Genomic DNA, 11,855 nt, shown 5'->3' on the forward strand with positions numbered 1-11,855 from the left:
ACGTCGGCTCGGCTCGACTCGGTACCGGACGCCGGTCCGTCAGGCCGAGGCCGACCCCGCGAGCACCTCGTTGACCAGCTCCCGCGCTTCCTCCTGGACCCGGGCGAGGTGCTCGGGCCCCTGGAAGGACTCCGCGTAGATCTTGTACACGTCCTCGGTGCCGGACGGGCGGGCGGCGAACCAGGCGTTCTCGGTGCACACCTTGATGCCGCCGATGGCCGCGCCGTTGCCCGGGGCCTCGGTGAGCACGGCGGTGACCGGCTCGCCCGCGAGGTCGCCGGCCTTGACCTGCTCGGCCGACAGCCGGGAGAGCAGCGCCTTCTGGTCGCGGTCCGCCGGGGCGTCCACCCGGGCGTAGGCGGGGGCGCCGAAGCGGTCCGTCAGGTCGCGGTAGTACTGGCTGGGGGTGCGGTCGGTGACGGCGGTGATCTCGGCGGCCAGCAGGGCGAGCAGGATGCCGTCCTTGTCCGTCGTCCACACCCCGCCGTCGCGGCGCAGGAACGACGCGCCGGCCGACTCCTCGCCGCCGAAGGCGATCGAGCCCTCCAGCAGGCCCTCGACGAACCACTTGAAGCCCACCGGGACCTCGACCAGCCCGCGCTGGAGGTCGGCGGCGACCCGGTCCAGCATCGAGGAGGACACCAGGGTCTTGCCCACGGCGGCGTCGGCCGGCCAGTCGGCGCGGTGGCGGTAGAGGTAGTCGACGGCGACCGCGAGGTAGTGGTTGGGGTTCATCAGGCCGCCGTCGGGGGTGACGATGCCGTGCCGGTCGGCGTCGGCGTCGTTGCCCGTGGCGATGGCGTACTCGTCGCGGCGGGCGATCAGCGAGGCCATCGCGGCGGGCGAGGAGCAGTCCATCCGGATCTTGCCGTCCCAGTCCAGCGTCATGAAGCGCCAGGTCGGGTCGGTGACCGGGTTGACCACGGTCAGGTCGAGGCGGTGGGTCTCGGCGATCCGGCCCCAGTAGGCGACGGAGGCACCGCCCAGCGGGTCGGCGCCGATCCGCAGGCCGGCCGCGCGGATCGCGTCCAGGTCGAGGACGGAGACGAGGTCCTCGGTGTAGGAGGTGAGGTAGTCGTGGCGGCCGGTGGTCGCCGCGGCCAGGGCGCGCGCGTACGGGACCCGCTTGACGCCGCGCATGCCCTCGCGGATCAGGGCGTTGGCGCGGTCCTGGATCCAGCCGGTGGCCAGCGAGCCGGCCGGGCCGCCGCTCGGCGGGTTGTACTTGAAGCCGCCGTCGCGGGGCGGGTTGTGGGACGGGGTGACGACGATGCCGTCCGCGAGCGACCGCGGGCTGCGGCGGTTGTGGGCGAGGATCGCGTGCGAGACGGCGGGGGTCGGGGTGTAGCCGTCGGCGCTGTCCAGCAGGACGGTCACGCCGTTGGCCGCCAGCACCTCGACGGCGGTGGCACTGGCCGGCTCGGACAGCGCGTGGGTGTCGGCGCCGAGGTACAGCGGCCCGGTGATGCCCTCGACGGCCCGGTACTCGCAGATCGCCTGGGTGGTGGCGGCGATGTGGTCCTCGTTGAAGGCCGCGTCCAGGGAGGAGCCGCGGTGGCCCGAGGTGCCGAACGCGACCCGCTGGCCCGGCTCCTCCGGATCCGGGTGCAGGGTGTAGTAGGCCGTCACCAGCCTCGCCACGTCCACCAGGTCGCCCGGCTGCGCCGGCTGACCGGCCCGTGCGTGTGCCATCGTCTTCTCCCACTGGAATGTCTCGCCGTGCGCCCGGCCCGCGGCCCGGCGCTTCCTTGCCCCGTGCTCACCGATCGTAGCCAGTGCACGACCGGTCGCCGAACCGGGGCGGGGCAGCGCCCCGCCGTTTCCCCGCCGACACCGCGCCGGCGCCGCGCCGTCACCCGGAGGACGCCTCGCGGACGGAACGACGTCCTCGTGGTCGGTTCGACGCCTCGCGGACGGAACGACACCCCGCGGACGGTTCACCCGCGGGCCGGAGGGACCTCAGCCGGGGAGCTGCTGCCGGTGGGACTCCAGGACGGGGGCGACGACGGTCGCCAGGAACTCCGTGACGCGGTACGTCGCCAGGCCCTCGACGGAGAACGGGTCGGTGCCGACGAGCGCCTCGATCGCCGCCCGGTCCTCGCCCGCGGCGAGGATGATGCCACCGTCGCGCGGCACCTTGCGCCCGGAGGCCAGGAAGGTCCCGTCCGCGTAGTGGCGGTTCAGCCAGTCCACATGGTCGGGCAGACGGGCGTCGATCCGGTCGAGCGGCACGGTGTACGTCAGTTCCAGGACAAACATGCGGCCGAGCCTATCCGGAGGGCCTGCCCGCCGGATCGGACGGATCCGGCGGGCAGGACGCGGCACAGGGCCGCCGCGGTCCGAGGGTGGGCGAGGATGGATTCGAACCATCACAGCCGAAGCGGGGGCTTTACAGGCCCTTGGGCTCTCCCAGGCCCAGCTCGCCCTCGGTCGTCGGGTTCCGTTGCTTGCGGTTCCTTGCGGTCCCTCAGGCTGCGGTTCCTCAGGTTGTGGTTCTTTGCGGTTCCCTGTGGTTCCTTGATCCCGACAGCTCCACTCTCCCCCGGGACACCGGTGCCGGACAACCGGGTTTCCGGCCACCGGTCGCCCACGCCCGAACCGCTCCTGACGCTCGTTCGCCCTGGTCGGGGGCGTGACGGGCGGGCCCGGCGGGTGTCCGGATCACTACCCCCGACCCCTGATGTGGTGTAGACCACTCTCCGTACTCCGGACGGATCGCACCGCCGGACCGACCGTCACCGAAGCGGTCCGCTCCCGGCGGGTGCCCGTGGACGTCCGGACTGCGATACAACACTGCTCATATGACGATTGATCGGAGAAATCTGAAATGAGCAAGTCAGCTCTGCCCCGCCGCAGCGTGATCGCCGGTGCGGCGGCCACCGTCGTCGGATGGAACACGGTGGGCCGCTCCTGGGCGGTGGAGGCCCCCGCCCCGGACGCCGCCCCCGGCGCCGAGGCCGCCGCCGACGCCGCTTCCGAGGCCGCCACCGCCGACGCACTCGCGCGACTGCCTCGGCTGGACGGCACCCTGGTCGCCGACACCGCCACCCTGGCCCGGTTCGGCGGGGACTTCGGGCACCTGGTGACCGCCGCCCCGCGCGCCGTACTGCGGCCGGGCTCCGTACGCGATGTCGCCACCCTGGTCGCCTTCGCCCGCCGCCACCGCATCCCGGTCGCGATGAACGGCCAGAGCGGCACCGGCGACGCGGCGGAGCTGGAGTCGCACTCCAGCTACGGCCAGGCCGGGGTGCGCGGCGGCGTGGCGATCGACTCCCGCGGCCTGAACAAGATCATCCGGATCACCCCCGGCCGCGCCGTCGTGGAGGCGGGCGTCACCTGGGCGCAGCTGACGGACGCCGCGCTCGCGCAGGGCTGGATGCCGCCCTGTCTGACGGACTACCTGCACCTGTCGGTGGGCGGCACGCTGAGCGTCGGCGGCATCGGCGGCGGCGTGCAGCGCTACGGCTTCCAGGTGGACACGGTCGAGTCGGTGGACGTCGTCACCGGCACCGGCGAGCTGGTGACCGCCTCGGCGAGCGTCAACCGCGAACTGTTCGAGGCCGTGCTCGGCGGCGGCGGGCAGGCCGGGCTCATCGTCCGCGCCACCCTGCGCCTGGTGCGGGCCCGGGAGCGGGCGCTCGTCCTCAACCTGTTCTACGACGACCTGGGCGCGTACCTCGCGGACCAGAAGAAGCTGATGCTGGAGCGGCGGTTCGACCTCCAGGTCGGCGACGTGTCGCGCAACGCGGCCGGGACCGGCTGGCGCTACAAGGTGGAGGGCGTCGTCCACTACGACGGCAGCGCCGCGCCGGACCGGGCGAAGCTGGTGCGCGGCCTGCGCTGCGTCGCGGCCGACACGACCTTCACCGACCAGACGGCGCGCGAGTACGCGTACCGGGTGGACGCCTTCGCCGGGTTCCTGAAGGGGGCCGGGCTCTGGTCGCAGCCCAAGCCCTGGATGAGCCTGTTCCTGCCCGCCTCGGCCACCGAGACGTTCATGCGGGAGGCCACCGCGCTGCTCACGCCGGAGGACCTGGGCGCCGGCCTGCTGCTCTTCTACCCGTTCCGGACCGATGTGTTCACCCGCCCGATGACGGTGATGCCGGACGAGCTGGTCGGCTTCCACTTCGACCTGCTGTCGTTCCCGTTCCCGGGCGCCGACCACGCCGCCGCGCTGCGGCGCAACCGCCGGCTGTACGACCGGGCGGTGCAGCTGGGCGGCAAGCGGTACCTGATCGGCGCGATCCCGGACGTCACCCACGCCGACTGGCGCCGCCACTACGGCACCCGGTGGGGGCGCGTGGTGGCGGCCAAGCACCGCTTCGACCCGGCCGGGATCCTCACCCCGGGCCAGGGCATCCACTCCTGACACCGCGACCCGATGCGGCGCGCGCGCCGCATCGGGTCGCGCCGCACCGGCTCACACCAGGCGGTGCATCCCCACCGAGGCCGGAGCCGTCCCCACGAACCCGTACTGGGCGTACAGCTGGTGCGCCTCCCCGTCGGCGATCAGCGAGACGTAGGCACCCTTCTCGGCGCGCTGCTCCAGCTCGGCGGTGAGCCGCGCCATGATCCGCTTGCCCAGCCCGCGCCCCTGGTGCTCGGGGAGCACGCAGACATCGACGATCTGATAGATCACACCGCCGTCCCCGATGATCCGCCCCATCCCGACCGGCGCGCCCCCGTACTCGACGGTCACCCCGAACCAGGTGTTCGGCAGCCCGGCGGCCACCGCCGCGGCCGGGCGGTCGCTCATCCCGGACGCCGTCCGCAGCCGCCGGAAGGTCGCCACGTCGGGCACGCCGGCCCGCAGCTCGTAAGGATCATTATCGTTATTCATGTATTACAGCATACGTGTCGGCCGCCCCGGTCCCGCTGCGCGGGTTCCCCATCGGGCAAGGAGGCGGCGTCGGCGCAACCGCACGGCGCTCCGGCCGGTCGTTCACGGTATGAGCCCTCGCCACAGCCTCCGCACCAAGCTCGGCCCCACCCCGCTCCGGCGCGCCCTGGCCGCCCTCCTTCTGGCACCGGGGGCGGCCGCCGCCGACCGGCCCGTACGGCCCCTCCGGCCCGGCCGGACCGGTGCGCCGACCGGGGCCGCGGCACCGTAACCCCGCATCCTCGCAACCCGGCTTTCCCCGCGTCCACTTGGGACGACGGTGCGGGTCGCCCGGTGCACACCCCGCGTTACGGTGGGGCCATGAGCTACCGCCACCCCGACCGCGAGCAGATCCGGATCGAACACGTCCTGACCGCCCTCGGCAACCCCGTCCGCCTCTCCGCCGTCCGGGTCCTGAACGGCGGCGGCGCGCACAACTGCGGGAGCGTGCTCACCGCGATCGGCATCACCGCGAAGTCGACGATGACCCACCACTGGCGGGTGCTGCGCGACAGCGGCGTCATCCACCAGTTGCCGTCCGGCCGGGAGAACCTCCTCCGGCTGCGCCGCGAGGACCTCGACGCCCGCTACCCGGGCCTCCTCGACGCCGTCCTCTCCGGCGCCCACGACGACGAGCGGCGCGCCCCGGCGGAGTGACCCCGAACGGGTCCGGGTGACGCCGTCGCCCATAGAGGCGGCGGCGACGACGAATGTGTCCCCACGCGAACAAGTGCGCCCGTGCGCTCGTGGTGCGCCGCACTGTGCTCCGGGTTCCGGTGATCTCCTGTTGCTCGGCACCGGGCGCCCCCGCGCGGGCACGGCATGCCCGGCGTCGTCCTCTTTCCCGTGCTTCCGTGTGGAGGTCCCCGTGAAGAAGTCGTTGACAACCGCCGCGCTCGCGGTGCTCACCGCTACAACCCTCGCAACCACTGCCAATGCGGTGCCCGGCACCGTCTCCGGCGACGGCGGCAACCGTATCGCCGTGATCAAGGCAGACGGTTCGGCCCTGGTCAAGGAAGGCCCCCTCTACGCCCCGTGGACCGTCGAGGGCGACAGCGTGAAGCAGATAGTGGTCGCGGGCAACCGCATCGGCATTCTCAAGGGCGACGGGTCGGCACTCGTGAAGGAGGGCACCCTCGGCGCCCAGTGGACCGTCGAGGGATACGACGTCAAGCAGCTCGCCCTGTCCGGCGACCGCATCGGCATCATCAAGGCCAATGGCGACGCCTACGTCAAGGAAGGTGCCCTCACCTCCGCCTGGACCGTCGAGGGCGACAGCGTCAAGGAGCTCCAGCTCTCCGCTGACCGCATCGGCATCGTCAAGGGCGACGGCTCGGCGCTGGTCAAGGAAGGTCCGCTCTGGGCCGCGTGGACCCTTGAGGGCGACAGCGTCAAGCAGCTCGCCCTGTCCGGTACCCGCATCGGCATCGTCAAGAGCGACGGCTCGGCGCTGGTCAAGGAAGGCGGCCTCGCCTCCGCGTGGACGGTCGAGGCCGACAACACCGTCCAACTGGAGCTGTCCCGCGACCGCATCGGCGTGTTGAGGGGCGACGGCTCGGCCCTGGTCAAGGAAGGTCCGCTCTCGGCCGCGTGGACCGTCGAGGGCGACAACATCGTCCAACTCGCCCTGTCCGGCACCCGCATCGGCATCGTCAAGGCCAACGGCGACGCCTACGTCAAGGAAGGCGCCCTCGGCGCCCAGTGGACGGTCGAGGCGAACGGCGTCACGGAGCTCGCCCTCTCCTGACCCGCCCCCGGGCCCGGTGACGGCCGGACCCGGGGACAGTCGCGCCCGTTGACGACGAACGGCCGGGGGCCGGACGGCGGAAGCACCGTCCGGCCCCTCCCCCGCTACCAGGTGTCGCCGGCGGGCTGGCGGGTGGTGGCGTTGATCCGGTTGAAGAAGTTGGTCAGGCTGATCCACAGCACCAGCGAGGCCAGTTGCTTCTCGTCGAAGTGCTCCGCCGCCGCGTTCCACACCTCGTCCGGAACCACGGCCCGGTCCGCGAGCCGCGTCACGTGCTCCGACAGCTCCAGCGCGGCCCGCTCGGCCTCCGTGAAGAACGGCGCCTCCCGCCACGCCGCCACCGCGTGCAGCCGCTCGTCGCTCTCCCCGTTCTTCTTCGCACTCGCGACGCCGCCCACCACGCAGTAGCTGCAGCCGTTGATCTGGCTCGCCCGAAGGTGCACCAGCTCCAGCACGCTCTCCGGCACGCCGCCCTTCTTCGCCGCCTTCACGACCCCGAGGATCGCCGGCATCGCCTCCGGGATCACCACAGCCGGGTTCGCCATCCGCGCGTCGGTCATCGATCTGCCCTCTTCCGTCCGTCCAGGTGCTCGGTCACTGCACTGACGCGCGCCGACGGAGGAATGTGACAGCTACAACGCGAGGTGGTCGAACTCCCCCGCCTTGACGCCCAGCAGGAGCGCCCGCAGCCGCCCCGGCGTGGTGGTGAGGACGGTGTCGGGCTCGTCGCTCTCCCGGAGCTTGACTGCGCCGTCGGGCGCAGCCGCAAGGTAGAGGCAGTTGGCGGCCTCAGTGCTGTAGCTGGACTTCTGCCAGTTGAGGACCGACATGAACCTACCTGCCTCTATATGTCTTGTTCGATACGGGCGATGAGATCACATGACCCTGCCGGACCGAGCGCGCAAGAGTCCAACCGATCCAGGAACATCCGATACTTCGCCAGGTGTGCAGTCGAGACAAGGAACTCAGACCCGTGGTCCGTATCGAGCTGAACAGTGTCGAGTTGGGCAACCGGGCCGGAGAAATACACGATGGGCTGGCCCGAGCCCGGGAATGTACCCGCACCGAAGGGGATCACCCGAACCGTGATGTTGTCACGAGCACTCATCGCGATGAGGTGCTTGTACTGCGCGCGAGCCACAGCAGGCCCACCCACACCCATCCGCAGGGCGGCCTCGTGCACGACGGCTGACAACTGGACCGACTGCTCGGAATAGAGCACTGCTTGCCGTTTGATGCGATGCGAGACCCGGTGCTCCACCTCGGGCGGCGTCAGTGGCGGAAATACACCGAGAAAGAGCGCGCGAGCATGGTCGGCGGTCTGAAGCAGTCCGGGGATGTGGATCACCGAGGCGATCCGCATCGCCGAACTGTGGTGCTCCAACTCGGCAAGATCGAGAGCCCCTGGCGGAAGGATGTCGCGATACTCCTCCCACCAGCCACGAATGGGTCGCCGCCTGGGGGTTCGCCTACGGCGACGGGAGGGCGCATCTCCTCGTCGTCGACGGGCATACGCGGATGACGCTGGCCTCGCCCGAGCGGGCCCTTCGCCTGTTCGCGGCGGCGCCGGGGCTCTCCGCCAGACTGGTCTGGCTCTCGCGCCCTGGCGCCGCCGCGCTCGACCCGGCCGAAGCCGCCTGACCGGGATCGGCCGCAAGCACGTCCCGGAATCACCTCGCGGTGACCTCGGTCGGCCGAGGTGCGAGACCCGCGACGAGGTCGCCCGCTGTCAGGCGCTCAAGGCTCTCCGGAGCGGCATCGATCGGGCCCGGGTACAACCGGTAGAGCGTTCCCGAGACCTTTTCCGGTGCGGGGACGTCGCCGTCAACAAGTGAAGCGAACACTCGCCGTTCGGAGAGGAGTTGGAGAGGCCCCGGGACGGGTCCCCCGTCCTCGTCGCGAAGCGCGACCAGGCGCGCCGCGAACGCGCCGACGCTCTCGCCCACCCCGCGCCGCCAACGCCGCAGCCCACCGTCGAGCCCACGCACCACCACCTCGTCCGTGCACGCGGCCGCCCGCGCGACCGCGAGGTCCCACAGCGTGGCCCGGTTCTCCGGGGAGAAGTGCGCCAGCACGTCGCGACTGAGGGCGCCCACCTCGGCCTGGTGCCGGTAGACGCTGTGGAAGCCGCCGTCCGCACCGGTGTTGAGGTCGGTCCAGGTGTAGCGGCGGTCGGCCAGGTCGACGATCATCGGCACGCACACCTTGGCGTCGCCGACCAGGTCCAGGCGCTGCCGCACTGCCCTGGGGTGGAAGTGCGGGCTCCCGGCGGACCCGGCGCCGCTCAGGTCCATGAACCCGGTGAAGGCGTCGGTCAGTTGCTCGAAGGAGACGTCGTTGTAGCTGAACACGATCATCACCGCGTACCGCGAGCCGCCCGCGACCAGCCGCGCGAGGTCCAGGTCGACGAACTCCGTCGCCCCGTTCGGCGGCGGCGCGGACACGTAGTCGCCCGAGTGCACCGCGGCCCGGTCGCCGTGCACCAGGTTGGTGTAGTCGCACAGGCCGGTGAACCGCCACTGGTCGTCGTAGAGCGCCACCGACAGGTCCAGGTCGACCCGCAGCTCCTCCGGTTGCATCCAGTGCAGGAACAGCCGCAGCCGCTCCCCCTCAGGCAGCCGCTGGCGGCTGCCGCGCGGGACGCACACCAGGGTCTTGGCGGCGGCGCGCTCGGCGAACGGCGCGACCAGTTCGCCCAGCCCCTCGTCGAGCAGCGCCAGCTCGTAGCGCTCGCCGTCGGCGCCGCTCCGGCGCAGCAGCTCGGCCTCGATCGACTCCACGACCGGGAGCGCGAGTTCGGCGGGCACCACGGTGCCGCGGTCCTCCCGGGCGTGGGCCAACGAGACCGTGCCGCGCGGGAAGTACAGCCGCCGCTCCCCTTCCGTCCGGGTGCCGCGCAGCGCGCCGTACGCGCCGAGCAGCGGCCCGGGGGCGACCCGGGTCAGCGCGGCGGCGACGGTGTCCAGCGCGGAGGCGGACAGCGGCGTCCCGGGGGCTACCGTGGCGTGCACCCGCAGGACGTGGTGCAGCCTGCGGACCAGCTCGCCCGGCCGTGCGGCCAGCACCCGCAGGGCAGCCCCGGTGTCCCCGGCGGCGAGCAGGGTCTCGACCCGCCCGGCGAATCCGGTGAACCCCAGCCGGGTGTGCTCGCCGGTGCTCACCACACGCAGCGGCCCGGCCGGCGGTTCGGCGTGCTCCCGCCCCACCTCGTGGGTGCGCAGGTCCGTCTCCCGCAGCACCACGAACGCCGTGGTGACGTTGGGGAGGCGCCGCCGGTGCTCGTACGGGTGCAGCAGTTCGCCCGCGCGCAGCCAGGCCGACCGGTGGCGGCGCAGGTCCTCGACGAGTGCCGTCGGGTCCAGACCCTCCAGGATGTCGAGCAGGCCCCGGCGCACCGGCCGGGGCAGGCCCTTCAGCCGCAGCCGGCGGGCGGTCGCGGGCAGCAGGTCGGGCTCGGCGCCGGACCAGGCCCAGAGCAGCCGGAGCACATCGGTCGCGGTGTCGACGCGTTCGGCGAGGATCGGCAGCGCGTCCACGCCGCCGCGGCGCAGCAGGGCGGCGAGGACGGCGGCCTTGGTCTCCCGGACCGGGATCTGCGCGGGCAGCCGCCGCGGCAGGTCCTGCGGTGCGTGGGCGAGCAGCGCGGTCAGGTCGTCGCGGTCCTGCGGGGAGAGCGGGGTGCGGCGGGCGAGCAGCCGGTCGAACTCGCCCATCGCGGCGGTGACCTGGTCGGCCGTGATCAGTCGCAGCGGCCGGAGGGCCCGTTCGCCGCCGAACTCCTCGGCGGCCTTCCGGCCGATCCGGTTGTCCTCGGGCAGGTAGGTGCCGGCACCCAGCGGCGTCCCGCAGGTCGGGCAGCGCTCGCCGCGCCCGGCCGCCGTAAGCCCGTCGAAGCAGCCCTCGCAGAGCAGGTGCGCGCACGGCGCGAGCGCGCCGATCCCGGCCTCGGCGCCGCGGCGGCCGCAGTGGGCGCACGGCTGCCGGGGCTGGTTGAGCAGGAACGCCCGGATCTGCCGGGTGAAGAACAGCTGCGCGTGGTCGGGCACGGCGTCGGGGAAGCGGCGGAACAGCGGCACGTGTTCCCGGTCCGCACCGAGCAGGTGGTCGATCCGGGCGAGCAGCCCGTCACCGGCCTCGGCCAGCCGGGAGGGCGACAACCTGGCCAGCGCCGAACGGAGTTCACTGGTGAGCAGATACCCGCGCCGCACCAGATCGGCGTCCAGCGCCACCAGACCGCGGGTGCTCCACGGGTCGGCGTCGGGGAGGAGGTCGCCGGGGGCCACACAGACGGCGCCGCGCCGGCGGAGGAGGAAGGAACCGAGATCGAGGTCGACATCGCTGTCGAAGGGAGCCGTGATGGCTCGGGGCATGCGGAAGGACCCCCACGAACGTGGAACAGAAGCTGAAGAGGCGGGCGGAGAGGGGGCGCGCTACAGGTTTCGGAAGGGAAGGAGAAGGAAGCACGCCGCGGAGCCGCCCGCGGGACCAACGTAGTGGAGCCCCTCGGCCGGGCGCCACCGATTTTCCGCAGGCCGCCCGGCGGCCCGACAGCGGCGTCGCCGCCGTGGCCGACCTGCTCCGACCAGAACGCCGATCACTCGATCGGACCGGAGATCCTTTCGATGGGGAGCGGGGAGAACGGCTCAGCCTTTCGGGTCATCGCCAATGTCCCCGCAGGTGGCTTCCTTCCTTCCATGACGGCGCCGACGTATTCTCGCGCCCGCGCAATGTCAAGGGACGGGACCTCCTTCCGAAGGAGGCGGAGCGCGGCCATCCGTCCGCCCGACAGCGCGAGTTCACGCACGGATTCCAGCAGTTCGTCCGGCGGGTCGACTCCCTTGAACCGCTCGCGGAACATCGCCTGCCAGTCATACACTCGGAATGTTTCTCCGGGAATTCGGTAAACGCTTCCGTCGTCGCCGTCGACGAGATACGGCCCACCACCGATGAGCAGGTTCCTTGCCTCCGGATTCAGCGCATAACGGGCCGAATTGCAGGCAACCACCCATCCGACCGGAGTCGGATTGATTCCAATGATCGCCAACTCCGGACCTTTCTCTCGACTTTCGGCGAGCAGGGCCGAGACGAGCTCGATTGCCTTGTCCCTGGAAATCTTCATCCCGAGGCTCAACGCCTCCCCTTCCGCGTTCTTCGATTCCGTCCCCGAACCGGGGCCTTGAGGCAGCACCCCGAATCCCCGGGGACCTCGACCTGCCGCACCTGACGAAC

12 protein-coding genes and 1 tRNA gene are annotated in these 11,855 nt (G+C 72.0%); 4 read left to right on the forward strand and 9 right to left on the reverse strand.

Annotated elements, in window-relative coordinates:
• Positions 1 to 39: 39 nt before the first annotated feature.
• The 3 genes from pgm to IF01_RS0110485 form a co-directional block, all read right to left on the reverse strand.
• Complete coding sequence (gene pgm / locus IF01_RS0110475) at positions 40 to 1,692, reverse strand: phosphoglucomutase (alpha-D-glucose-1,6-bisphosphate-dependent) (RefSeq protein ID WP_030393051.1); 1,653 nt, start codon at positions 1,690 to 1,692, stop codon at positions 40 to 42.
• Positions 1,693 to 1,959: 267 nt separating this feature from the next.
• Positions 1,960 to 2,259 (reverse strand): YciI family protein, encoded by a 300-nt coding sequence (locus IF01_RS0110480; RefSeq protein ID WP_030393052.1) that lies wholly within the window; start codon positions 2,257 to 2,259, stop codon positions 1,960 to 1,962.
• 87 nt (positions 2,260 to 2,346) lie between these two features.
• Positions 2,347 to 2,426, reverse strand: a tRNA-Tyr gene (locus tag IF01_RS0110485).
• A 401-nt stretch (positions 2,427 to 2,827) separates the two neighbouring features.
• Between IF01_RS0110485 and IF01_RS0110490 the strand changes: the two genes are divergently transcribed.
• Complete coding sequence (locus IF01_RS0110490; protein ID WP_030393053.1) at positions 2,828 to 4,369, forward strand: FAD-binding protein; 1,542 nt, start codon at positions 2,828 to 2,830, stop codon at positions 4,367 to 4,369.
• A 51-nt stretch (positions 4,370 to 4,420) separates the two neighbouring features.
• On the opposite strand, the gene IF01_RS0110495 is transcribed toward IF01_RS0110490, so the two are convergent.
• Complete coding sequence (locus IF01_RS0110495; RefSeq protein ID WP_030393054.1) at positions 4,421 to 4,840, reverse strand: GNAT family N-acetyltransferase; 420 nt, start codon at positions 4,838 to 4,840, stop codon at positions 4,421 to 4,423.
• Positions 4,841 to 5,200: 360 nt separating this feature from the next.
• Here IF01_RS0110495 and IF01_RS0110505 point away from each other — a divergent pair, with 360 nt between their 5' ends.
• Entirely contained in the window at positions 5,201 to 5,536 is a 336-nt protein-coding gene (locus IF01_RS0110505) for an ArsR/SmtB family transcription factor (RefSeq protein WP_030393055.1), read from the forward strand.
• A 211-nt stretch (positions 5,537 to 5,747) separates the two neighbouring features.
• Positions 5,748 to 6,626: a hypothetical protein gene (locus IF01_RS0110510; protein WP_051755124.1), complete on the forward strand. Its 879-nt coding sequence runs from the start codon at positions 5,748 to 5,750 to the stop codon at positions 6,624 to 6,626.
• Between the two features lie 104 nt (positions 6,627 to 6,730).
• Here the strand turns inward: IF01_RS0110510 and IF01_RS0110515 are convergent, their stop codons facing one another.
• From IF01_RS0110515 to IF01_RS46755, 3 genes are all read right to left on the reverse strand, one after another.
• Positions 6,731 to 7,186, reverse strand: a complete 456-nt coding sequence (locus IF01_RS0110515; RefSeq protein ID WP_030393057.1) for a carboxymuconolactone decarboxylase family protein — start codon at positions 7,184 to 7,186, stop codon at positions 6,731 to 6,733.
• Positions 7,187 to 7,258: 72 nt separating this feature from the next.
• Positions 7,259 to 7,456, reverse strand: coding sequence for a DUF397 domain-containing protein (locus tag IF01_RS0110520; protein WP_030393058.1), 198 nt, complete (start codon positions 7,454 to 7,456; stop codon positions 7,259 to 7,261).
• Between the two features lie 14 nt (positions 7,457 to 7,470).
• Positions 7,471 to 8,010, reverse strand: coding sequence for a DUF5753 domain-containing protein (locus tag IF01_RS46755; protein WP_341845480.1), 540 nt, complete (start codon positions 8,008 to 8,010; stop codon positions 7,471 to 7,473).
• 134 nt (positions 8,011 to 8,144) lie between these two features.
• Between IF01_RS46755 and IF01_RS50950 the strand changes: the two genes are divergently transcribed.
• Positions 8,145 to 8,267 carry a hypothetical protein gene (locus IF01_RS50950; protein ID WP_279617257.1) on the forward strand — a complete coding sequence of 41 codons (123 nt, stop codon included), beginning with the start codon at positions 8,145 to 8,147 and terminating at the stop codon, positions 8,265 to 8,267.
• Between the two features lie 29 nt (positions 8,268 to 8,296).
• On the opposite strand, the gene IF01_RS0110535 is transcribed toward IF01_RS50950, so the two are convergent.
• Both IF01_RS0110535 and IF01_RS48175 read right to left on the reverse strand, forming a co-directional pair.
• Positions 8,297 to 10,996 carry an MXAN_6230/SCO0854 family RING domain-containing protein gene (locus tag IF01_RS0110535; protein WP_051755129.1) on the reverse strand — a complete coding sequence of 900 codons (2,700 nt, stop codon included), beginning with the start codon at positions 10,994 to 10,996 and terminating at the stop codon, positions 8,297 to 8,299.
• A 224-nt stretch (positions 10,997 to 11,220) separates the two neighbouring features.
• On the reverse strand, positions 11,221 to 11,757 hold the full coding sequence (locus IF01_RS48175) for a hypothetical protein (RefSeq protein ID WP_157855195.1): 537 nt from the start codon (positions 11,755 to 11,757) through the stop codon (positions 11,221 to 11,223).
• Positions 11,758 to 11,855: the final 98 nt, after the last annotated feature.

Origin of the sequence: Kitasatospora purpeofusca (genome assembly GCF_000718025.1) — a bacterium.
GTDB classification, from domain to species: Bacteria; Actinomycetota; Actinomycetes; order Streptomycetales; family Streptomycetaceae; genus Kitasatospora; species Kitasatospora purpeofusca.